Raw genomic sequence first — 22,173 nt, forward strand, 5'->3', positions numbered from 1 at the left:
CAGCTCACCTCTGTCCGTGTCTGTTGTCTGGTCTTGACCTGGGCCTTCTTCCCCCCCCCCCCCCCCCCGGGGGGGGGGGGGCGGGGGGCCCCCCCCCCCCCCGCCCCTCTACGTGGACGAGAAAAACGTCACTCGGCGAACGTCGCCGCCAGGGCCTCCGCGAGACCCGGCACCAGCGACGCGCCGGTGAGGACCTCGGTCGACGCGTCCTTCTCGCGCAGGCGCAGCGCCGAGTCGCGCGTGCCGTCGCGCAGCACACCGACCGTCATCCGGACCTCCTGGCGGTCCGGGTGCTCGGCGACCCACTTCGCGAGCTTCTTGTCGCTCAGGCCCTCGGGCACCGAGGCCTCGGCGGACGGCGGCAGCATGAGGCGCTCCACCGTCAGAGCGCAGCCCGCGACGGCGTCGGGCCAGGCGATGGTGCCGAGGAACTCGTCCAGCGGCTTTCCGGCAGGGATCTCGTCCTGCTCGATGGGGGTGAGGCCGGGGGCCTCCTGCTCGCCCTCCAGGCCGAGCTGGGCGGCGAGAGCGGGTTCCTGGGCGCGCAGCGCGGCCGTGTCGACAAGGGCGAAGAGGCGAGCGGGCTGGTCCCAGCCGAGGCCGGAGGCGTACTCGTCGATCTCGAGTACGGCCCGGGTGAGGGGGCTCGCTGCCATAGGAGTGTTGGGCATGGTCACAATCCTGCCTCGTTCCTCCCCCGAACCGGGAACTGAGTAAAGCGTGAGTAAGTTGCATAGGTGATGGGTCCGCGATCTCGGGGGCCTGACCGACCGATTACTGAACTTTCGAGGTGCGCACCTTGGCTTTCCAGATGCCGGACCGCGGCGGAGGCCCGACGGGGCCGCGGATCAGAGTGGGGCGGCCTTCCCGGCGTGCCCGGACGTTGCTGCTGACACTGGGCGTCCTTGCCGTGCTCGGCATGGCTTTCGTCATGTTCGCCGGGTTCTGGACGGACTGGCTCTGGTACCGGTCGGTCAAGTTCTCGTCCGTGTTCACGACGATGCTGTGGACGAAGATCGGGCTCTTCTTCGTCTTCGGACTGCTCATGGCGCTGGCCGTGGGCGTGAACATCTGGCTGGCGCACCGGCTGCGCCCGCCGCTCAGCGCCATGTCGATGGAGCAGCAGAGCCTCGACCGCTACCGGATGGGCATCGCGCCCTTCAAGAAGTGGCTGCTGCTCGGGATCACCGCCCTGGTGGGGCTGATCGCCGGCGCCTCGGCCGCGAGCCAGTGGCGCACCTGGCTGATGTTCGTGAACGGCGTGCCCTTCGGCCAGAAGGACCCGCAGTTCCACATGGACGTGTCCTTCTACGCGTTCGATCTGCCCTGGTACCGCTTCCTGCTCGGCTTCGGGTTCGCCGCCGCGGTGATCGGCCTGGTCGCCGCCGCGCTGACGCACTACCTGTACGGCGGGCTGCGCATCACGAGCCCGGGCGCGCGCGCCACGGCCGCGGCGACGGGCCATCTGTCGGTCCTGCTCGGCGTGTTCGTGACCCTGAAGGCCGTCGCCTACTGGCTCGACCGGTACGGGCTCGCGGTGAAGTCGAGCGACTTCAAGGCGACGGACAACTGGACGGGTCTGCGCTATGTGGACGCGCAGGCCTACCTGCCGGCGAAGACGATCCTGTTCTGCATCGCCATCATCTGCGCGATCCTCTTCTTCGCGACGCTGTGGCGGCGCACCTGGCAATTGCCGGTCATCGGCTTCGGCCTGATGGTGCTCTCGGCGATCCTGATCGGCGGCCTGTACCCGGCCATCGTCCAGAAGTTCCAGGTCCAGCCGAACGAGCAGTCCAAGGAAGCCCCGTACATCGAGAAGAACATCGAGGCGACCCGCAAGGCGTACGGCATCGACAAGGCGACGCCCGTCGACTACAGCGGCAAGGGGTCGGACAAGGGCACCGCGAAGCAGCGCTCGGACGCCGACTCGGCGGCCAGCTACCGCCTCAACGACCCGAACGTGGTCTCGCCGACCTTCCAGCAGCTCGAACAGCAGCGGAAGTACTACCAGTTCCCGACGACTTTGGACGTGGACCGCTACAACGGCACGGACACCGTCGTGGGCCTGCGCGAGCTGAACCTGAGCAAGCTCGACAAGCGCAACTGGATCAACGACCACTTCGTCTACACGCACGGCTACGGAGCCGTGACGGCGAAGGGCACGTCGACGTCCCAGGGCGCCCCGCAGTTCACCGAGTCGGGACTGCCCACCAGCGGCGACCTCGGCGAGTACAACCAGCGCATCTACTACGGCGAGAAGACGACGCAGTACTCGATCGTCGGCGGGCCGCAGAAGGAGCTGGACTACGAGCAGGACGACGGCACGCAGAAGACCACGAGCTACAAGGGCGACAGCGGCGTCAACCTCTCGAACCCGATCAACAGGGCCGCCTACGCGGTGTCCTTCAGCGAGCCGCAGATCCTCTACTCCGGTGCCATCGGCGAGGGTTCGCGGATCCTGTACAACCGCACTCCGAAGGAGCGCGTCGAGGCCGTCGCACCGTGGCTGACGATCGACGGCGACGCGTACCCGACGGTCGTCGGCGGCAAGGTCAAGTGGGTCGTCGACGCGTACACGACGTCGAACGGATACCCGTACGCGTCCCGTACGACGCTCGGTGACACCACGGCCGACTCGCTCAACGAGGCCGACAGCCAGCGCTCCGTGGTGGCCCAGCAGAACCAGGTCAACTACATCCGCAACTCGGTGAAGGCGACCGTCGACGCGTACACGGGCGAGGTCAAGCTCTACACGTGGGACGACAACGACCCGGTCCTGAAGACGTGGAAGAAGGCGTTCCCGGACACGGTCGAGCCCAAGAGCGCCATCCCGGCCGACCTGAAGGAGCACCTGCGCTACCCGCAGGACATGTTCAAGGTCCAGCGCGAGCTGCTGAGCCTGTACCACGTCACGGACTCGGACCAGTTCTACAACGCGTCCGACGCCTGGCAGGTCCCGAACGACCCGACCAAGAAGGACAACAGCGCGGTTCCGCCGTACTACCTGTCCATGAAGATGCCGGGCGAGACCAGCCAGCAGTTCTCGCTGACGACGACGTTCACGCCGAGCGGCAGGCCCAACCTGCGCGCCTTCATGGCGGTGGACGCCGACGCCACCAGTAAGGACTACGGGACCATAAGGCTCCTGAGAGTCACCGAGGACAAGGTCCAAGGACCTGAGCAGGTGCAGAACAAGCTCAACTCCTCGGATCCGGTGGCGAACTGGGTGCGCGACATGAAGGGCGCGGACTCGACGGTCCTGTACGGCAATCTGCTGACGGTGCCGCTCGACAAGGGCTTCCTCTACGTCGAGCCGATCTACGCACAGGGCCGCAATTCCGAGTACCCGCTGATGCGCAAGGTCGCGGTCTCGTACGGCGACAACATGGGCTTCGCCAACAACCTGTCGGAGGCGCTCAACCAGGCCTTCGAGGTCGACGGGGACACCCCCGCCGAGCCGGAGGAGCCGGGCGACGGCACCACGAAGCCGCCGGCGAACTCCACGGTGAAGGACGCCCTGACGGACGCCGAGAAGGCCTTCGAGGACGGCCAGAAGGCCCTCAAGGAAGGCGACTGGACCGCGTACGGCGAGGCACAGGACAAGTTGCAGGACGCCCTGGAGCGCGCCGAGAAGGCCCAGACAGAAGCCGACAAGAGCGCGGACAAGAGCACCGACAAGGGTGCGGACAAGAACGCTGACAAGAGCAGCGACAAGAACAGCGGTGACAAGGAGGAGGCCGGCGGCTGACCGGTCGGGAGGCCCCTCCGCGCCGTGGTACGGTTTGGACACAACGGCGCGGGGTGGAGCAGCTCGGTAGCTCGCTGGGCTCATAACCCAGAGGTCGCAGGTTCAAATCCTGTCCCCGCTACTGATGATCGAAGGCTCGGAAGCAGCAGCTTCCGGGCCTTCGGTGCGTCAGCGTCCCGGACGTCATGAGCCATTGGCATGTGCGATGCGTGTACCAAGTTCGTGCGAAGAGTGCTCCGCCCGGGGGGAGTTGGGAAATCTGTGTTTCACTTGTCGCCCTGTGGGCATGTCGACAAAACGCTGAAGTGACCTCACTGGCTGCGGTATACGAGGTGTACCCAGGTTGCAGGTGGTGCGACGATGGACGTTATGGGGGACAAGGCAACTCTGTTGGAGACAGGGCGGTTTGTGCAGCCGACAGATCGGGACGAACCCGGTGAGGCTGCCGAGGAGGCACGCCAGCGGCTGGCCGCGGAGGCCGGCGACGTCGAGGCGATGAGTGTCCTCGGCGCCATGCTGCTGCGCCGCGGAGATCTCGACGGAGCGGAGCCCCTGCTGCGCGCTGCCACGGGCGAGGGCGACCGCGCCGCGGCCAACAACCTCGGCGTCCTCCTGCACCAGCGCGGCTACGCGGATGAGGCCGCCGGATGGTGGCGGATCGCCGCCGTCGCCGGTTCGGCCCCCGCCGCCCACGCCCTCGGCCGCCACTTCCGCGAGCGCGGCGACGAACCCGCCGCCGAGTACTGGCTGCGCCAGTCCGCCGAGCAGGGCCACACCCTGGGCGCCTACGCGCTCGCCGACCTCCTGGAGCACCGCAGCGACGTCGGCGCCGAGCGCTGGATGCGCGTGGCCGCCGAGCGCGGGCACCGCGAGGCCGCGTACCGCCTCGCCCGCGCCCTCGACCGCCAGGCCGCCCAGCAGGGCCCCGACGACGTCCGCGTCCCCGAAGGCTCCGACGGTGACCGGAAGCCGGCCGCCGAGGCCGAGCAGTGGTACCGGCAGGCCGCCGCGCGCGGGCACCGCAGGGCCGCGCTGCACCTCGGCTCGATCCTGGAGAAGCGCGGCGAGCTCAAAGAGGCCGGGCGCTGGTACCTGACGTCCGCCAAGGACGGCGAGCCGCGCGCCGCGTGCGCCCTCGCGTTCCTGCTGCGCGACGCCGGGGACGAGGAGAGCGCCGCCGTGTGGTGGCTGCGCGCCGCCCAGGACGGCGACGGGAACGCGGCGAACGCGCTGGGCGCGCTGCACGCCCAGCGGGGCGAGACGCAGACCGCCGAGCGCTGGTACCGCGCCGCCATGGACGCGGGCGACAACAACGGCGCGTACAACCTCGGCCTGCTGTGCGCCGAGCAGAAGCGCACCGCGCAGGCCGAGGGCTGGTACAGACGCGCCGCCTACGCGGGTCACCGTGAGGCGGCCAACGCGCTGGCCGTGCTCCTGCTCCAGAACGGGGACGCGGTCGGGGCCGAGCCCTGGTTCTCCAAGGCGGCCGAGGCGGGCAGCGTCGACGCGGCCTTCAACCTCGGGATCCTGTACGCGGGCCGCGAGGACGAGGAGTCGCACCAGAAGGCGCTCCAGTGGTACGAGCGGGCCGCGGCCGGCGGGCACACCGAAGCCGCGCTGCAGGTCGGCATCGCGCGCCTCCTCGAAGGCGACGAGCAGACCGCCGAGCGGCATCTGCGGTGCGCGGCGGGCGGCGGCAGCGCCGAGGCGGCCTACCGGCTGGCCTCGCTGCTCGACGTGCGCAGGCCGCCGGAGGTCCGGCACGAGCTGGGCGAGCCCGTCACCGCGAAGAGCGAGTGCGAGGAGTGGTACGAGCGGGCCGCCGAGCACGGGCACCGGCGCGCGCAGGTCCGTGTCGGCATGCTGGCCGCCGCGCGCGGTGACGTGGTCGAGGCGGCGCGCTGGTACCGCGAGGCCGCCGAGGCCGGGTCCCGCAACGGCGCCTTCAACCTCGGCCTGCTGCTCGCCCGCGAGGGCAGCGAGCCGGAGGCCGCGCTGTGGTGGATGCGGGCCGCGGACGCCGGGCACGGCCGCGCCGCGCTCCGGCTCGCCCTGCTGCGGGCGCGCCGCGGCGATCTGGTCGAGGGGCAGAAGTGGGCGTCCCGTGCGGTCGAGCTCGGGCCCGCGGAGGTCGCGGAGCGGGCCGGGCGCCTGCGGGACGCGCTGCGCCAGGAGCTGACGGCGTAGCTCCGCGCGGGGCGGCGCCAAAGGGATTTGCGCTGGTCGGAGCCGTACCGTAGAGTTGCATTCATCGCCGCGGGGTGGAGCAGCTCGGTAGCTCGCTGGGCTCATAACCCAGAGGTCGCAGGTTCAAATCCTGTCCCCGCTACTGATAAGTCCGAGGCCCGGAACCGTGAGGTTCCGGGCCTTCGACGTATGTCGGGACGCCTACGAGGTGTGCCCCACGGCCTCCTCGTACAGCTTCCTGTCGACCGTCCTCGACTCCGGCAGGGGATCGCCGTCCGCGACGCCGGCCGCCTTGTATGCGGCCTGGAGGCGGTCGGTCGTGCCGCCGCGGATCTCCCAGTCCATGCGCAGCGACGGCGTCGACTCCAGGACGTCCTTGTCCGTCTTGAGCAGTCCGGCCAGCTCCGTCACGAGGGCGGGGTCCTTCTTGTAGTCGCCCGGGAAGTACGTGTTCACCGTGCGGATGTACGCGCGCAGGAGCGCGACGCCCGCGTCCGGGTCGTCCTTGAGGAGCTTCGGGCCGAAGAGGAGACCGCCGAGGGGTTCGCCCTGGGGCTGACCGCCGAGGAACGCGTAGCGCCGGTCGCCGTCGACCTTGCGCCAGACCGGGTCGAGCAGCCACGCCGAGTCGACGCCGCCGTTCTGGAGCGCGGTCAGCACGTCGGCCGAGCCGAGCTGCTGGAACTGGATCTTGTCGAGGCCGCCGCCGTGCTTCTTGAGCGCGGTGTTCATGGGGTACGAGATGACGGACCCCTTGCCGATCATCGTGCCCATCTTGCGCCCTGCCATCTCCACCTGGGCGGCGCTCTGGCCGTCCTTCAGGCGCACCCACAGGCCGGACTTCGACTTCGGGTCGGGGGAGAAGTTCCCGGCGACCCACTTAATGTCGAAGCCGCCCAGGATGCCGTTCATGACGGCGGCCTCGGGCGCTGCCCACTGGGCGTCGATGTCGCCCTTGGCGAGGAGCGGCAGGGCGTCCGGGGTGGGCAGGACCTTGAGGGTGATGTCCAGACCCTCCTTCTTGAACTCGCCCTTCTCGACAGCCATTTCGAGCGGCGCCACGTACTCGGCGCTGAGCGTGCCCGTGGCGATCGTCAGCTTGCGGGTCCTGGCGAGTTCGACCGGGGCGGGGGCGCCGGCGGCGCAGCGGGCCGGCTTCCGGTCGGGGGAGAGGTCGGAGGGGTCGGTCCAGCTTCCCTTGCCGCAGCCCTCAACTGCCGTGATCGTACGGGGCTTCGCGGCCGACGAACCGGACGAGGCGCCGTTCTCGGCGCACGCGCTCGCGCCGATCAGCAGGGCGCCGCTCACGAGCAGCGTCGTACCCACGTTTCTGGTGCGCATGGAACCTCCGTACACAAAGGTGAGTTCAGGACTGGCCGCGGCCGCGGTCGCGCGGGGCCCACGGGGTGAGCAACCGGCCCGCGAGACGTACCAGTTCGGAGAAGACGACGCCGAGGACGGCCACGCAGACGATGCCGACGAACATCACGTCGTTCTGGAAGAGGGCGCGGGCGTCGAAGATGAGGTGGCCGAGGCCGTTCGTCGCGGCGATCTGTTCCGAGGCGACGATGACGAGGACCGCGACGCCCGCCGCGATGCGCGCGCCGACCAGGACGGCGGGGAGCGAGGCGGGCAGCAGGACGTGGCGGAACATCTGCCACGGGGAGGCGCCGAAGACCTGGCCGGCGTCGCGGTGGCCGGACGGCACGGAGATCACTGCCGCCATCGTCGAGATCCACACGAAGAAGAAGACGGTCGCGGCGACGAGCGCGATCTGGGGGCCCTCGCCGAGCCCGAACATGTTGAGGAAGACGGGGAGCAGGGCCAGCTTCGGGACGACGTACAGGGCGTCGAGGAGGGGTTCGAGGGCCGCGCGGATCAAGGGGACCGAACCCATGAGGAGGCCGAGGAGGTAGCCCGTCGCCGTGCCGATCGCGTAGCCGGCGAGGACGCGCTTGAGGGTGGCCCACACGTCCGGCCACAGGTCGCCGGCGGCCGCGCGGTCCCAGCCGTCGGCCAGGATCGTGGACGGGGCGGGGTAGACGCGGGCGTCGATCCAGGCCTGCGTCGCGGCCAGTTGCCACAGCAGGACGAGGGCGAGGGGGACGGCGGCCGCGAGGGAGAGTTCCAGGGCGCGGCGCCTGCGGCGGGTGCGGACGGGGTGGAGTTCCTGCGGGCCCGGGGCGCGGACCAGGAGGCCGTCGGTGTCCTTGGCGGGGGCCGTCGTCGTCATGCCGGGACCGCCTCCTGGTGCACCTCGCCGCGCAGCAGGTCCCACAACTCGCCCTTGAGGGAGGTGAACTCGGGCGTGGAGCGGATGTCCCCCGTGCGCGGGCGGGGGAACGGCGGGCGGCGTTCGGCGATCACGCGGCCCGGCCGGGCCGACATCACGAGGACGCGGTCGCCGAGGACGATCGCCTCCTCCAGGCTGTGCGTGATGAAGAGGGTCGTGGTCTGCGTCGTCTGGGTCAGGGCGAGGAGTTCGTCCTGGAGGATCGTGCGGAGCTGGGCGTCGAGCGCGGCGAAGGGCTCGTCCATGAGCAGGATCTCGGGTTCGACCGCCAACGCCCGTGCGATCGCCACGCGTTGGCGCATGCCGCCGGAGAGGGCCGCGGGGTGGGCGTCGGCGAAGTCGGCGAGGCCCATGCGGGTCAGCCAGTCGCGGGCGCGGGCGGTGGCCTCCTTGCGGGGGACCTTCTGGATGTCGAGGCCGAAGCGGACGTTGGCCAGGACCGTCTTCCAGTCGTAGATGCCGTAGTCCTGGAAGATCATCGCGGCCGGGCGGGGGCTGTCGGTGCGGATCTCCAGGGTGCCGGTGGAGGGGCGGGTCAGGCCCGCGGCTATCCGGAGCAGGGTGGATTTGCCGCAGCCCGACGGGCCTACGACGCAGACGAATTCGCCGGGGGCGAGGGTGAGGTTCAGCGGGCCCAGGGCGTGGGTGGTGTCGAAGGTTCGGGTGAGGTCTGTGGCGCGGAGTTTGTGGGCCATGGGCCCTCCGGGGTGCGGGATTGTCGTGGGCGCCGGTGAGAATATGACGGGGTGTCAGATTTCGGAAGAGGATTCGGAAGAGGATGTGGGGAGCGTGGGTTGTTGCCGGGTGCGGGTTCGCTGTGGTTGCTCGCGCCCCGCGGCGGAGCCGCAAATCGATACAGCCCCGCGCCCCTTGCGGGGCGCAGCAATAAGGCCCGCACCTTGCAGGTGCGGGCCTTATTGCTGCGTGTAAGGAAGCTACGCCTTCGTCGCGCAGTTCGGGCACAAGCCCCTGTACGTGACCTCTACGTCCGAGATCGTGAAGCCGAAGCGCTCCGTGTCGGGGAGGTCCGTCAGCGGGTTGCCGCTCGGGTGGACGTCGCGGATCTGGCCGCACTGGGCGCAGACCAGGTGCTGGTGCGGACGGTGCGCGTTCGGGTCGTACCGCTTCGCGCGCTTGTCCGTGGCGACCTCGATGACTTCGCCGAGGGAGACCATCTCGCCCAGCGTGTTGTACACGGTGGCGCGGGAGATCTCGGGAAGCCTGGCGACGGCACGGGCGTGCACCTCGTCGGCCGTCAGATGGACGTGGTCCCCGTCGAGGACCTCGGCCACGACGCGCCGCTGGGCGGTCATACGCCAGCCGCGTCCGCGCAGTCGTTCCAACAGGTCACTCATGCAGGCCAGCCTAACAGTCAAGGGACCCAGGTCCCGAACGGGCGTAACTTTGGAGCATTGCTTGACTTAGACATTGTCCATTGTAGGATCACAAACGGCTCAGGCCAAGCGACAGGACGACTCCGGAAGGGCCCCAATGTCCGAGAACCATGAAGCAATCGTCACTGACCCGAAGGCTGAGGGGACGGGCGGTTGCCCGGTCGCGCACGGGCGTGCGGCGCACCCGACCCAGGGCGGCGGAAACCGGCAGTGGTGGCCGGAGCGGCTCAATCTGAAGATCCTCGCCAAGAACCCCGCGGTGTCGAACCCGATGGGCGACGACTTCGACTACGCCGAGGCGTTCAACGCCCTCGACCTGCCCGCCGTGAAGCGGGACATCGCCGAGGTGCTCACCACCTCGCAGGACTGGTGGCCGGCCGACTTCGGCAACTACGGCCCGCTGATGATCCGTATGGCCTGGCACTCCGCCGGTACCTACCGCATCAGCGACGGCCGCGGTGGCGCGGGCGCCGGGCAGCAGCGGTTCGCGCCGCTCAACAGCTGGCCGGACAACGCCTCGCTCGACAAGGCCCGCCGTCTGCTGTGGCCGGTCAAGAAGAAGTACGGCAAGAGCATCTCGTGGGCCGACCTCATGATCCTCACGGGCAACGTGGCGCTGGAGACGATGGGCTTCAAGACCTTCGGCTTCGCCGGCGGCCGCGAGGACGTGTGGGAGCCCGAGGAGGACGTGTACTGGGGCCCCGAGACCGAGTGGCTCGGCGACGGCCGCTACACCGGCGACCGCGAGCTGGAGAACCCGCTCGGCGCCGTCCAGATGGGCCTCATCTACGTCAACCCCGAGGGCCCCAACGGCAACCCGGACCCGATCGCCGCGGCCCGCGACATCCGTGAGACGTTCCGCCGCATGGCGATGAACGACGAGGAGACCGTCGCCCTCATCGCCGGTGGCCACACCTTCGGCAAGACCCACGGCGCGGGCCCCGCGGACAACGTGCAGGCCGACCCCGAGGCCGCCCCCATGGAGCAGCTGGGCCTCGGCTGGAAGTCCACGTACGGCACGGGCGTCGGCAAGGACGCCATCACCTCCGGCCTCGAGGTGACGTGGACGAGCACCCCGACCCAGTGGAGCAACGGGTTCTTCGCGAACCTCTTCGAGTACGAGTACGAGCTCACCAAGAGCCCGGCCGGCGCCCACCAGTGGGTCGCGAAGGACGCCGAGGAGACCATCCCGGACGCCTTCGACTCCTCGAAGAAGCACAAGCCGACGATGCTCACCACCGACCTGTCGCTGCGCTTCGACCCGATCTACGAGCAGATCTCGCGCCGCTTCTACGAGAACCCCGACCAGTTCGCGGACGCCTTCGCCCGCGCCTGGTACAAGCTGACGCACCGCGACATGGGCCCGGTCGTCCGCTACCTCGGCCCGGAGGTTCCCTCCGAGGAGCTGCTGTGGCAGGACCCGCTGCCGGCCCGCACCGGTGAGCTGATCGACGACGCGGACATCGCGGCCCTCAAGGAGCGCGTCCTCGCCTCCGGCCACTCGGTCTCCGAGCTCGTCTCCGCCGCCTGGGCCTCCGCGTCCTCCTTCCGCGGCAGCGACAAGCGCGGCGGTGCCAACGGCGCCCGCGTCCGCCTGGAGCCGCAGCGCAACTGGGAGGTCAACAACCCCGACCAGCTCGCCGCGGTCCTGCGCACCCTCGAAGGCATCCAGGAGTCCTTCAACGCCCAGGGTGGCAAGCAGGTCTCGCTCGCCGACCTGATCGTGCTCGCGGGCTCGGCGGCCGTCGAGAAGGCCGCCAAGGACGCCGGTCACGACGTGACCGTGCCGTTCAGCGCGGGCCGCGTCGACGCCTCGCAGGAGCAGACGGACGTCGAGTCGTTCGCCGCGCTCGAGCCGACCGCCGACGGCTTCCGCAACTACGTGGGCAAGGGCAACCGCCTCCCCGCCGAGTACCTGCTGCTCGACAAGGCGAACCTGCTCACCCTGAGCGCGCCCGAGCTGACGGTCCTCGTCGGCGGCCTGCGCGTCCTGGGCGCCAACCACGCCCAGTCCAAGCACGGCGTCCTCACGGACCGTCCCGGCACGCTGACGAACGACTTCTTCGTCAACCTGCTCGACCTGGACACCGAGTGGAAGTCCACGTCCGAGGCGCAGGACGAGTTCGAGGCGCGCGACGCGTCGGGCACGGTCAAGTGGACCGGCACCCGCGCCGACCTCGTCTTCGGCTCGAACTCCGAGCTGCGCGCCGTCGCCGAGGTCTACGCGAGCGACGACGCGAAGGAGAAGTTCGTGAACGACTTCGTCGCCGCGTGGGCCAAGGTCATGGACCTCGACCGGTTCGACCTGGTCTGAGTTCTGACAGTTGAGTAGAAGAGGGCCGGTTCCCTTCGGGGGCCGGCCCTCTTTGTCGTACGCGCATCGCCGTACGCGAATCCTCTTACGGAAATCCTCGTACGGGGATCAGACCGTCAGGGCCGTGGCCGCCGCGTGCCGCTTGGCCGGGGCCCAGCAGCGGATGATGTCGCGGACCGAGACGATGCCGATCGCCTCCTGGCCGTCGAGCACGATCAGATGACGGAAGCCGCCGTGCGACATGGCCTCCGCGGCGTCGTCGAGGGTCCAGGCCGGGGCGGCGAAGACGACGTCCGTCGTGGTGTGGGTGCCTGCCGTCTCGTGGTCGGGGTTCTGGTTCAGGCCGACGGAGTTGAGGATGTCGCGCTCGGTCAGGATGCCGATGCCGGAGCCGTCGGGGTCGAGGACCACGGCCGCTCCGACGCGGCGGGCGGACATCAGCCGGGCCGCCTGGCGCAGGGTGTGGGTGGGACCGATGGTGAGGACCATCGTGCTCATGGCGTCACGGACGAGCATGGATGGAGCCACCTTTCCTGTGTGAGTCACCTGTGGGACCGCGAGAAACGGTTCACAAGTTCACAAGTGGGGGACTCTCAGAGTTACAGGTAAAGGGAGTGTCAACAAGGGGGCGCGGGAGGTGAGTTCAGGCGCGCAGGTAGCTCAACAGCTCGTCGTGCAGCAGGCCGTTCGACGCCGCCGCGTTGCCGCTGTGCGGGCCGGGGCGGCCGTCGAGGCCGGTGAACGTGCCGCCCGCCTCCGTCACCACGATCGCCGGCGCCGCCATGTCCCAGAGCGAGAGCTCCGGCTCGGCGCAGATGTCGATCGAGCCCTCGGCGACCATCATGTACGGCCAGAAGTCGCCGTAGCCGCGCGTGCGCCACACGTCCCGCGTCAGGTCGAGGAACCCGTCGAGCCGGTTCTGCTCCTCCCAGCCGGTCAGCGAGGAGTACGCGAACGACGCGTCGGACATCCGCCCCACCTTGGAGACGTGCAGCCGGGACGCCGAGGTCAGGCTGCGGCCCGTGTACGCGCCCGCGCCCTTCGCCGCCCACCAGCGCCGGCCGAGCGCGGGCGCCGAGACGACACCGACGACCGGCTGGTAGCCGCCCTCGCCCGCCTCCATGAGGGAGATCAGCGTGGCCCACACCGGGACGCCGCGCACGTAGTTCTTCGTGCCGTCGATCGGGTCGATCACCCAGCGGCGCGGGCCCGTGCCCTCGATGCCGTACTCCTCGCCGAGGACCGCGTCGCGCGGCCTGGCGCGCTGGAGGTTGCCACGGATCAGCTCCTCGGCGGCCTTGTCGGCCTCGCTCACCGGCGTCATGTCCGGCTTCGTCTCCACCTTCAGGTCGAGAGCCTTGAAGCGGTCCATCGTCGCGGCGTCGGCGACGTCGGCGAGGACGTGGGCGAGGCGCAGATCATCGTGGTAGTCGGGCATGAGTGAACAGTATCGATCGTGGTCGGTCCGCTGCTACAGGGCCTGATCCCGCGGCCGCCCGGGACGGGTCGCGCGGACTATTGACAGTGCGTACGAGCGCGTCAACTCTGACGGGACAAGCCGTACGCACCCTGCGGCCCCGGGAGGCGACGATGCCTGCAGCGCGGGAATCCCTACTGGACGCGGCCTACACGGCGCTGGCCCGCCGCCCCTGGTCCGGGGTGCGGATGGTGGACGTCGCCGCGGTCGCCGGGGTCTCCCGGCAGACCCTCTACAACGAGTTCGGCAGCAAGGAAGGCCTGGCCCGCGCCCTCGTGCGACGCGAGGCCGACGCCTATCTCGCCGGCGTCGACCGGGCGCTGAAGGAGGGCGGCCTCGACACGGTCGCCGAGTGGACGGTGGCCAGCGCCCGCCGCAATCCGCTGGTGCGGGCCGTGCTGACCGGCTGCTGGAGCGAGCGGCTGCCCTCGCCGACGCTGTCCGCGGTGCCCTCGTCCTCGGCCGTGCCCGCGCAGCGCCGCGCGGACGGCCCGCTGCCCGCGCCGACCGACTTCGTCAGTGCCGTACGGGACCGGACCGTGGCCGCGCTCGGATCACCGGGCGCCGCGAAGAACGAGGTGGAGACGCTGGCCCGGGACTGCGAACTGGCGGTGCGGCTCGCGCTGTCGTGCGTGATGGTGCCGCCGGGGGAAGGCGGGGTGGGCCGGATGGTGCGGGAGGCCATCCGGCCCGGACGCGTCGCAGGCTAGGACTCTTTGAGGGGCCTCAGTGCGCGGAGCCGGACAGCTGGAGGCCGATCACGCCCGCGATCACCAGGCTGATCGAGACGATCTTGAGAGTGGAGACCACGTCGCCGAGGAAGATCATTCCGTAGATCGCGGTGCCGGCCGCGCCGATGCCCGTCCACACCGCGTACGCCGGGCCCACGTCGAGCTTCTTCAGGGAGAGCGTGAGCAGGCCGAAGCTGCCCAGGGCGAACGCGGCGAACGCGATCGTCGGCCACAGCCGCGTGAAGCCGTGCGAGAGCTTCAGACAGACGGCGAAACCGGTCTCGAGCATCCCCGCGACGACCACCAGCAGCCACGCCATGTGTTGTGCCTCCCGCGTTCCACTGATCTCGGTCTGTTGATCTCGGTCTGCCGAGGGTCCGATCTCGATCTTGCGTCCGGCTCGGTGCGATTATGCCTTTACCGGTGCGCGGGGGCAGCAAACAAGCCGGAGGTCAGTCGCCATCGCGGCGCTCGCGGGTCGCGAGCAGCCGGCGCAGCGAGTACAGGCGCGCCGGGTCCGCGTGACCCTCCTCCACCCAGGCGTCCAGGGCGCATTCCGGCTCGTCGTGGCTGCACGCGCGCGGGCAGTTCTCCGTGCCGGGCTCCAGGTCGGGGAAGGCGTGGATGACCCGGGACGGGTCCACATGGTGGAGGCCGAACGAGCGGACGCCCGGGGTGTCGACCACCCAGCCCGCGTCGTCGGACAGCGGCAGCGCGAGCGCGGACGTGGTGGTGTGCCGGCCGCGGCCCGTGACCGCGTTGACATGCCCGGTCGAACGCCGCTGATCCTGCGGGACAAGCGCGTTGACCAGGGTCGTCTTGCCGACGCCCGAGTGCCCGACGAACGCCGTGATCTTCCCGTCGAGCTGCTCGCGCACCCGCGCCACCGCCGTGCCGTTCTCCAGCTCCTCGCGGCTGGTCACGACGTAGGGGATGTCCAGGTCGCCGTAGAGCTCCAGGAGCTTGTCGGGCGGGGCCAGGTCCGACTTCGTCAGGACCAGGAGCGGGGTGAGACCACCGTCGAACGCCGCCACGAGACAGCGGTCGATCATGCGCGGGCGCGGCTCGGGGTCGGCAAGCGCGGTGACGATGGCCAGCTGGTCCGCGTTGGCGACGACGACGCGCTCGTACGGGTCGTCGTCGTCCGCCGTGCGGCGCAGCAGCGAGCTGCGCGGTTCGATACGGACGATGCGCGCGAGCGTGTCCTTCTTGCCGGACAGATCACCGACGACGGAGACCCGGTCACCCACCACCGCCGCCTTGCGGCCCAGCTCGCGGGCCTTCATCGCGGTGACGGGGATGTCGTCGATCAGGACGGTCAGGCGGCCCCGGTCGACGGTGAGGACCATGCCCTCGGCAGCGTCCTCGTGCTTGGGGCGGATGTTGGTCCGCGGCCGGTTGCCCTTGCGGTTCGGGCGCTGGCGGATGTCGTCCTCGTCGGTGTTCTTGCTGTAGCGGCGCATCGCGTCTCGTTCCCTACGCCCGGCCTGCCTGGAGCATCCCGGTCCACATGTCGGGGAAGTCGGGCAGCGTCTTCGCCGTCGTCGCGACGTTCTCGATCTGTACGCCCTCCACGGCCAGGCCGATGATCGCGCCCGCCGTCGCCATCCGGTGGTCGTCGTACGTGTGGAAGATCCCGCCGTGCAGCCGGCGCGGGCGGATGTGCAGACCGTCGGCCGTCTCCGTCACGTCACCGCCCAGCTCGTTGATCTCCTTGGTGAGCGCGGCCAGGCGGTCCGTCTCGTGCAGCCGCAGGTGGGCGACACCGCGCAGCGTGGACGGGCCGTCGGCGAGGGCGGCCACGGCGGCGATGCCCGGGGTCAGCTCACCGACCTCGCTCAGGTCCACGTCGATGCCGTGGATCGTGCCGGTGCCGGTGAACTCCAGCCCGTTCTCGGTCAGTTCGCAGCTGCCGCCCATCTGCGTGAAGATGTCGCGCAGCGCGTCACCGGGCTGCGTGGTGTGGGCGGGCCAGTCGGGGATCGTGACCGTGCCGCCGGCGATCAGGGCCGCGGCCAGGAACGGCTGGGCGTTCGAGAGGTCCGGCTCGATGGTGATGTCGCGGCCGAGCAGCGCGCCCGGCGTCACCCGCCACACGTTCGCCTCGCCGCCCGACTCCGGGGTGTCCACCTGGGCGCCGACCGCGCGCAGCATGTCGACCGTCATCCGGATGTGCGGCATGGAGGGGAGCGAGGAGCCCGTGTGCCGGAGCTCCACGCCCTGGTTGAAGCGCGGCGCGGACAGCAGCAGGGCGCTCACGAACTGGGACGAGGACGAGGCGTCGATCTCGACCGGGCCGCCGTCGAGCGCGCCCCCGCCGTGCACGGTCAGCGGCAGCGCGCCGCGCCCCTCGTCGTCGATCCGGGCGCCGAGCGCGCGCAGCGCGTCGATCACGCCGTGCAGCGGACGCTCGTACGACCGCGGGTCGCCGTCGAAGCGGATCGGACCGTCGGCGAGCGCGGCGACCGGCGGCAGGAAGCGCATGACCGTGCCCGCGTTGCCGACGTCGACCGTGGCCGGGCCCTGGAGGCCGGACGGGATGACCCGCCACGCCTCACCGGAGCCGTCGGGACCCACGCCCTCCTCGATGCCCACGCCCATCGCGCGCAGCGCGCCCGCCATCAGGAGGGTGTCGCGCGAGCGCAGCGGGCGGCGCAGCCAGCCCGGCTCCGCGGCGAGCGCGGCCAGCACGAGCGCGCGGTTGGTCACGGATTTGGACCCCGGCACCTGGACGGTGGCGTCGACGGCTCCGCTCGCGAGAGGGGCCGGCCAGAGTGCGGTGTGCGCGGGGTTCGAGGTCATGCCTTTACTTTAGTGGGCCCGGCAGGACCCACCTGTTCACAGACCGAGCAGCCAGCGACCGCCGCCCAGCAGTGCGCACAGTGAGACGGCGTGGAAGAAAAAGAGCCACATTCCCGCGGGGACGTGTGTGAGGCGGGAGAGCTGATCGGCGTCCGAGTCACCGGCGCCCCCGCGGCGCCGCTTCGACTGGAGCTCGAACGCGGGCCGCACACCGCCGAGCAGCAGGAACCACACCACCGCGTACGCGAAGGCCGCCTGCACCTGCGGTCCGGCCAGCCAGGACACCAGCAGGAACGCTCCGCCGGCCACCACGACCGTCAGCACGCCGTACGCGTTCCTGATCATCACCAGCATCGCCACGAGCAGCGCCGTCGCCAGCCACAGCAGCAGCGTGATGTGCCCCTCAGCGAGCAGGGCGGCGCCGCCGAGGCCGAGCAGCGGCGGGGCCGTGTACCCGGCGGCCGCGGTCAGGATCATGCCGAGGCCGGTCGGTTTTCCGCGGCTGACCGTCAGGCCGCTGGTGTCCGAGTGCAGCCGGATGCCGTCGAGGCGGCGGCCCATCAGGAGGGCGATCAGGCCGTGGCCGCCCTCGTGGGCGATGGTGATGGCGTTGCGGGAGAGGCGCCAGACGTTGTGCGGGACGATCGCGGCGAGCGCGACGACGCCGGTGGCGATCACCACCCACTGGTCGGGGTCGGTCTGGGTCCCGAAGATCCTGTCCCAGAGGCTGGTGTCCATGGTCTTTCCGGGCTCCCGTTCGGTGGAGGGCTTGCTTCTGGCACTGTGGCACGTATGTGCGGACGGTATGCATCGAGTCGTAGGCCCGAGGATCTCGCAGGAATCTTTGAGATCGAGAAGTGGGAGCCGCAGGAGGCCCTGGCACCCGACTACAACGTGGCTCCTACGAAGGAGGTCTACGCGGTGCTCGACCGCCCCGTGAAAGACGCCGACGATCCGCGTCCGGTTCGCCAGCTGCGCACACTCAAGTGGGGCCTGGTGCCCTCGTGGGCCAAGACGCCGGAGGGCGGCGCCCGCATGATCAACGCGCGCGCCGAGACGGTCCACGAGAAGCCCTCGTTCCGGCGGGCGTTCTCGACGCGGCGGTGCATCATCCCCGCCGACGGCTATTACGAGTGGGTGACCGGGTCGGGGGAGCGGGACCTGGAGGTCGAGGGCAAGAAGAAGCGCCCGCGCAAGCAGCCGTACTTCGTGACGCCCGCGGACGGGTCCGTCTTCGCCATGGCCGGGCTCTACGAGTTCTGGCGCGACCGCACGCTGCCGGACGAGCATCCGCTGGCCTGGTGGGTGACGTGCTCCGTGATCACGCTGGAGGCGGAGACCGCTCCGCTCGGGGTCGCGCCGAAGGAGGGGCCGCGGTCGCTCGCGGACATTCACCCGCGGATGCCGTTGATGCTGACGCCGGACCGGTGGGACGCGTGGCTGGACCCGTCGCGTACGGATCCGGAGGACGTCAGGGGGCTTCTGGCGCCGCCGCCGGAGGGGCTGATGCGGGCGTATCCCGTGTCGACCGCGGTCAGCAATGTCCGCAACAACGGGCCCGAGCTGCTGGAGGAGCTGGAGGGGCCCGAGGTGGGGACGTTGTTCTAGGCGCCGTCGGGGGGCCTGTTCAGTTCGTCTGCGGGTGCGTGGGGGCTGGTCGCGCAGTTCCCCGCGCCCCTGAAATGCAGACGCTTCGCGTCGCATTTCCCCGACGCGAACGCGCCCGATGAGATGCCGCACCGAAGGTGCGCATCTCAGGGGCGCGGGGAACTGCGCGAGCAACCCCCACCGGACCCGCACCCCGCAACGAACCGGACAAGGCACCATGATCCCGTGACCCGCACCACAGACACCGTCCCCACCGAGACCGGCGACGCCCGCGTCACCTGGTACCCCGCGGCGACCCCCACCCTGATCCTGGCGGCGAGCCACGGCGCGGGTGGCGGGATCGAGGCGAGGGATCTTCAGGCCCTCGCCGCGACCCTGCCCGCCCACGGAGTGACCGTCGCCCTCGTCGAGCAGCCCTGGCGCGTCGCCGGCAAGAAGGTGGCCCCCGCGCCGAAGACCCTGGACACCGGATGGCGCGGCGTATGGCCCGCTCTGGCCGAACCCGGACTCCCGGTGATCGCCGGAGGCAGAAGCGCCGGGGCCCGCGTCGCCTGCCGCACCGCGAAGGAGCTGGGCGCCGCCGCCGTGCTCGCGCTGAGCTTCCCGCTGCACCCGCCGGGCAAGCCCGAGAAGTCCCGCGCCGACGAACTCCTCGGCGCAGGGGTGCCGACCCTCGTCGTGCAGGGCGGCAACGACCCCTTCGGCAAGCCCGCCGAGTTCCCCCGCCCGGCCGCGTTCCAGCTGGTCGAAGTCCCGTACGGGGACCACGGATTCGCCGTACCGAAGCGCGCGGACGTCACCCAGGACGAGGCTCTCGCGGTGATCACGGACGCCGTCGTCGAGTGGACCGGATCACTCGCGTAGCGCACGGGAATGTTGAGCGCGGGACGACTGTTGTCGCCATTGTCGGAACACAGTCAGTACGAGAGGAAGTCCGCCGCATGGGTTCGACCATCTGCCCGCAGCGCAGTACCGCTCCTGAGCTGGAGTGGAGCGTGCTGAGCGCGGCCAAGAACGCTCCTATTCGGGCGGCGGGCGGACCGGATCGTCGTCTATCCTCCGATTCGAGTGGGACCTCGCTGGGTCTCACGACGTCGTTGGAGGAGGTGGGTCCGGTCACAGGGACCGACGCAGGGACCGAACATGGCCAGGCGGACGAGCGCCCGGAGCCGGCGGAGAGCACTGCCGAGCGGAACGCCCGCTTCGAGCGGGACGCGCTGGAGTTCCTCGACCAGATGTACTCCGCGGCGCTGCGCATGACGCGCAACCCGGCGGACGCGGAGGACCTGGTGCAGGAGACGTACGCGAAGGCGTACGCGTCGTTCCACCAGTTCCGCGAGGGCACCAACCTCAAGGCGTGGCTGTACCGGATCCTCACGAACACCTTCATCAACTCGTACCGCAAGAAGCAGCGCGAGCCCCAGCGCAGTGCGGCCGAGGAGATCGAGGACTGGCAGCTGGCGCGTGCCGAGTCGCACATGTCGACCGGTCTGCGCTCCGCCGAGTCGCAGGCGCTCGATCACCTGCCCGACTCGGACGTGAAGTCGGCGCTGCAGGCGATCCCGGAGGAATTCCGCATCGCCGTCTATCTCGCCGACGTAGAGGGCTTTGCGTACAAGGAGATCGCGGACATCATGGGGACACCCATCGGGACAGTGATGTCCCGGCTCCACCGGGGCCGCCGCCAGCTGCGCGGCATGCTGGAGGACTACGCCCGTGACCGCGGGCTCGTCCCGGCCGGCGCCGGAGAGTCGAACGACGCGAAAGGCTCGGGCTCATGAGCTGCGGAGAGCCGCACGAGACGGACTGCAGTGAGGTCCTGGATCACCTCTACGAGTATCTCGACCACGAGATGCCCGACCCGGACTGCACCAAGTTCGAGGTGCACTTCGAGGAGTGCTCCCCGTGCCTGGAGAAGTACGGCCTGGAGCAGGCCGTGAAGAAGCTGGTCAAGCGGTGCTGCGGCTCGGACGACGTGCCCAGCGACCTGCGGGCCAAGGTCATGGGGCGGATCGAAGTGATCCGTTCCGGACAGGCCGCACCCGACGACGGCATGGGTAACTCCCTCACCTGACAGCGGAGTTCGGCCCTGGCCCGCTCCTGCGGCCCGTTCGTCACTTCGTTCACCCGATCGTGCTAATCCGGGGCCTCGCGGCCCCGGTATTCCGCGCGATGCCGCACCCGTGCCGCGCCCCGCGTCCTATTCTCCGTGAACTGAACGCCACGGGGAGGGAGTTGGGGCATGCGGTCGGTTCCGCCGGTGGCCCGCGCCTATGTGCTCCTGGCCGTCGGCGCCGCCCTCGTGTGCGCCGCGCCCGCGTTCACCCCCGCCACCTCCTGGCCCGCCGTCGCGCTGCTCGCCTGCGTGTACGCGGGCTGCGAGCAGGTCGGGCGGTGCCGGATCCTGGGGCGCCGGGCGCCCAAGGGCATGGGGACGTTCTTCCCCGTGCTGCTCGCAGGAGCGTTTCTGCTGCCGCCGGCCGCCGCCGCGCTCGTCGCCCTGCCCGGAGCGCTGCTCGCCCGCGTCGAACAGCGGCCCGCGGGGCTGCGCCGGACCTGGCGGGCGGCCCAACTCGCCCTCGCGCTCTGGGCGTCGGCGCGGGTCTTCGGCGCGCTCGGCGGGCCCGAGGCGGTCTCCACGCCGCGCTTCCCGTACGCCCTGGTGCCCGCTGCCGCCGCCGTCCTCGCCTTCTGCGCCGCCCTCACCGTCCTCGACTGCGGCATCCTCGCCACCGCCGAGCGGGCCCCCGTGCGCCGCGCCTGGCCAGGACTCTTCCTGCGCTCCCTCGGGCCGGTCGCCGTGCACGGCCTGGCCGGACTGGTGATGGCGGTGCTCTGGGCGAGCACGTACGGGCCGGTCGCGTCGCTGCTCGTGCTGCTCCCCATGTACATCTCCTGCTGGGTCTTCGCCCAGTACCAGCGCGAGCGCGCCGCCCACCAGGCGACCATCCGGGCCCTGGTGCAGGCCGTCGACATCAAGGACGGGTACACGCGCGGGCACAGCGAGCGGGTCGGGCAGGCGTCGATGATGATCGCCCGCGAGCTGGGCATGGACGACGAGCGGGTCGAGGTCCTGCGGTTCGCCGGGATCCTGCACGACGTGGGCAAACTCGGCGTCCCCACCCGGCTGTTGAGGAAGGACGGGCCGCTCACCCCCGAGGAGCGCGAGGTCATCCAGCTGCACCCTGAGTACGGGCACGAGATGGTGCGCGGCATCGGCTTCCTCGGTGAGGCGCGGGCCGCGATCCTCCACCACCACGAGCGGCTCGACGGCAGCGGATACCCGTACGGGCTCGCGGGGCCGCAGATCCCCGAGTACGCCCGGGTGGTCGCGGTGGCCGACGCGTTCGACGCCATGACCTCCACGCGGACGTACTCGCGGGCGAGGCCCGTGCCCGTCGCCCTCGCGGAGCTGGAGCGGTGCGCGGGGTCGCAGTTCGACCCGGTGATGGTGGACGCGCTGGTGCGGGTGCTGCGGCGGGAGGGCTGGCACCCCGTGGTCACGGCGGACGAGACGGCGCCGGTGCCCGCGCCCCGCACGGAGGGCGTTCCGGTGCCGGGGGCGGCGTCCCGGTGACGGGGGCGCAGGCCGGTGCGGCGCGGGTGCCCCTGTTCGTGG

The 22,173-nt window shown here is 70.6% G+C and carries 20 protein-coding genes and 2 tRNA genes; 11 read left to right on the top strand and 11 right to left on the bottom strand.

What is annotated here, in order from left to right; genetic code table 11:
• Positions 1 to 128: 128 nt before the first annotated feature.
• The gene (locus tag AB0L37_RS28320; RefSeq protein WP_365511288.1) at positions 129 to 671 is read right to left on the bottom strand and encodes a PPA1309 family protein; all 543 of its coding nucleotides are present in this window, start codon (positions 669 to 671) and stop codon (positions 129 to 131) included.
• Positions 672 to 811: 140 nt separating this feature from the next.
• Between AB0L37_RS28320 and AB0L37_RS28325 the strand changes: the two genes are divergently transcribed.
• The 4 genes from AB0L37_RS28325 to AB0L37_RS28340 all read left to right on the top strand — a co-directional run bounded on the left by AB0L37_RS28325 (position 812) and on the right by AB0L37_RS28340 (position 6,077).
• Positions 812 to 3,748, top strand: coding sequence for a UPF0182 family protein (locus AB0L37_RS28325; RefSeq protein ID WP_365511636.1), 2,937 nt, complete (start codon positions 812 to 814; stop codon positions 3,746 to 3,748).
• 47 nt (positions 3,749 to 3,795) lie between these two features.
• Positions 3,796 to 3,869: transfer RNA gene (locus tag AB0L37_RS28330), tRNA-Met, on the top strand.
• Between the two features lie 239 nt (positions 3,870 to 4,108).
• Positions 4,109 to 5,935: a tetratricopeptide repeat protein gene (locus tag AB0L37_RS28335; RefSeq protein ID WP_365511291.1), complete on the top strand. Its 1,827-nt coding sequence runs from the start codon at positions 4,109 to 4,111 to the stop codon at positions 5,933 to 5,935.
• 68 nt (positions 5,936 to 6,003) lie between these two features.
• Positions 6,004 to 6,077 (top strand) — tRNA-Met (locus AB0L37_RS28340).
• A gap of 59 nt (positions 6,078 to 6,136) precedes the next feature.
• Here AB0L37_RS28340 and AB0L37_RS28345 read toward each other — a convergent pair.
• The 4 genes from AB0L37_RS28345 to AB0L37_RS28360 form a co-directional block, all read right to left on the bottom strand.
• The gene (locus AB0L37_RS28345; protein WP_365511294.1) at positions 6,137 to 7,276 is read right to left on the bottom strand and encodes an ABC transporter substrate-binding protein; all 1,140 of its coding nucleotides are present in this window, start codon (positions 7,274 to 7,276) and stop codon (positions 6,137 to 6,139) included.
• A 25-nt stretch (positions 7,277 to 7,301) separates the two neighbouring features.
• Complete coding sequence (locus AB0L37_RS28350) at positions 7,302 to 8,168, bottom strand: ABC transporter permease (RefSeq protein WP_365511297.1); 867 nt, start codon at positions 8,166 to 8,168, stop codon at positions 7,302 to 7,304.
• The gene (locus AB0L37_RS28355; RefSeq protein ID WP_365511300.1) at positions 8,165 to 8,923 is read right to left on the bottom strand and encodes an ABC transporter ATP-binding protein; all 759 of its coding nucleotides are present in this window, start codon (positions 8,921 to 8,923) and stop codon (positions 8,165 to 8,167) included. Before AB0L37_RS28355 ends, AB0L37_RS28350 begins: the two co-directional genes overlap by 4 nt.
• Before the next feature lie 240 nt (positions 8,924 to 9,163).
• A complete protein-coding gene (locus AB0L37_RS28360) occupies positions 9,164 to 9,583 on the bottom strand; it encodes a Fur family transcriptional regulator (RefSeq protein WP_365511303.1) in 420 nt (139 codons plus the stop codon).
• Between the two features lie 136 nt (positions 9,584 to 9,719).
• On the opposite strand from AB0L37_RS28360, the gene katG reads away from it, so the two are divergent.
• Positions 9,720 to 11,936 (top strand): catalase/peroxidase HPI, encoded by a 2,217-nt coding sequence (gene katG / locus AB0L37_RS28365; protein WP_365511305.1) that lies wholly within the window; start codon positions 9,720 to 9,722, stop codon positions 11,934 to 11,936.
• 108 nt (positions 11,937 to 12,044) lie between these two features.
• On the opposite strand, the gene AB0L37_RS28370 is transcribed toward katG, so the two are convergent.
• Both AB0L37_RS28370 and hisN read right to left on the bottom strand, forming a co-directional pair.
• Positions 12,045 to 12,452 carry a CBS domain-containing protein gene (locus tag AB0L37_RS28370; RefSeq protein WP_365511308.1) on the bottom strand — a complete coding sequence of 136 codons (408 nt, stop codon included), beginning with the start codon at positions 12,450 to 12,452 and terminating at the stop codon, positions 12,045 to 12,047.
• Between the two features lie 127 nt (positions 12,453 to 12,579).
• Positions 12,580 to 13,374 carry a histidinol-phosphatase gene (gene hisN / locus AB0L37_RS28375; protein WP_365511311.1) on the bottom strand — a complete coding sequence of 265 codons (795 nt, stop codon included), beginning with the start codon at positions 13,372 to 13,374 and terminating at the stop codon, positions 12,580 to 12,582.
• 152 nt (positions 13,375 to 13,526) lie between these two features.
• Between hisN and AB0L37_RS28380 the strand changes: the two genes are divergently transcribed.
• Complete coding sequence (locus tag AB0L37_RS28380) at positions 13,527 to 14,123, top strand: TetR/AcrR family transcriptional regulator (protein ID WP_365511314.1); 597 nt, start codon at positions 13,527 to 13,529, stop codon at positions 14,121 to 14,123.
• A gap of 16 nt (positions 14,124 to 14,139) precedes the next feature.
• On the opposite strand, the gene AB0L37_RS28385 is transcribed toward AB0L37_RS28380, so the two are convergent.
• The 4 genes from AB0L37_RS28385 to AB0L37_RS28400 all read right to left on the bottom strand — a co-directional run bounded on the left by AB0L37_RS28385 (position 14,140) and on the right by AB0L37_RS28400 (position 17,684).
• Positions 14,140 to 14,463: a multidrug efflux SMR transporter gene (locus AB0L37_RS28385; RefSeq protein ID WP_365511317.1), complete on the bottom strand. Its 324-nt coding sequence runs from the start codon at positions 14,461 to 14,463 to the stop codon at positions 14,140 to 14,142.
• Positions 14,464 to 14,596: 133 nt separating this feature from the next.
• Positions 14,597 to 15,607: a ribosome small subunit-dependent GTPase A gene (gene rsgA / locus AB0L37_RS28390; RefSeq protein WP_365511320.1), complete on the bottom strand. Its 1,011-nt coding sequence runs from the start codon at positions 15,605 to 15,607 to the stop codon at positions 14,597 to 14,599.
• A gap of 13 nt (positions 15,608 to 15,620) precedes the next feature.
• Positions 15,621 to 16,946 (bottom strand): 3-phosphoshikimate 1-carboxyvinyltransferase, encoded by a 1,326-nt coding sequence (gene aroA, locus AB0L37_RS28395; RefSeq protein WP_365511323.1) that lies wholly within the window; start codon positions 16,944 to 16,946, stop codon positions 15,621 to 15,623.
• 36 nt (positions 16,947 to 16,982) lie between these two features.
• A complete protein-coding gene (locus AB0L37_RS28400; protein WP_365511326.1) occupies positions 16,983 to 17,684 on the bottom strand; it encodes a M50 family metallopeptidase in 702 nt (233 codons plus the stop codon).
• A 54-nt stretch (positions 17,685 to 17,738) separates the two neighbouring features.
• On the opposite strand from AB0L37_RS28400, the gene AB0L37_RS28405 reads away from it, so the two are divergent.
• The 5 genes from AB0L37_RS28405 (at position 17,739) to AB0L37_RS28425 (ending at position 22,131) form a co-directional block, all read left to right on the top strand.
• Positions 17,739 to 18,554, top strand: a complete 816-nt coding sequence (locus AB0L37_RS28405) for an SOS response-associated peptidase (RefSeq protein ID WP_365511328.1) — start codon at positions 17,739 to 17,741, stop codon at positions 18,552 to 18,554.
• A gap of 225 nt (positions 18,555 to 18,779) precedes the next feature.
• The gene (locus tag AB0L37_RS28410; protein ID WP_365511331.1) at positions 18,780 to 19,418 is read left to right on the top strand and encodes an alpha/beta family hydrolase; all 639 of its coding nucleotides are present in this window, start codon (positions 18,780 to 18,782) and stop codon (positions 19,416 to 19,418) included.
• A 242-nt stretch (positions 19,419 to 19,660) separates the two neighbouring features.
• Entirely contained in the window at positions 19,661 to 20,335 is a 675-nt protein-coding gene (gene sigR, locus AB0L37_RS28415) for an RNA polymerase sigma factor SigR (protein ID WP_365511334.1), read from the top strand.
• Positions 20,332 to 20,628, top strand: coding sequence for a mycothiol system anti-sigma-R factor (gene rsrA, locus AB0L37_RS28420; protein WP_365511337.1), 297 nt, complete (start codon positions 20,332 to 20,334; stop codon positions 20,626 to 20,628). Before sigR ends, rsrA begins: the two co-directional genes overlap by 4 nt.
• A 168-nt stretch (positions 20,629 to 20,796) precedes the next feature.
• Positions 20,797 to 22,131 carry an HD-GYP domain-containing protein gene (locus AB0L37_RS28425; protein ID WP_365511340.1) on the top strand — a complete coding sequence of 445 codons (1,335 nt, stop codon included), beginning with the start codon at positions 20,797 to 20,799 and terminating at the stop codon, positions 22,129 to 22,131.
• The last annotated feature ends 42 nt before the right edge of the window (positions 22,132 to 22,173 follow it).

The organism is Streptomyces sp. NPDC052225, from assembly GCF_040679615.1.
Taxonomy (GTDB): domain Bacteria; phylum Actinomycetota; class Actinomycetes; order Streptomycetales; family Streptomycetaceae; genus Streptomyces.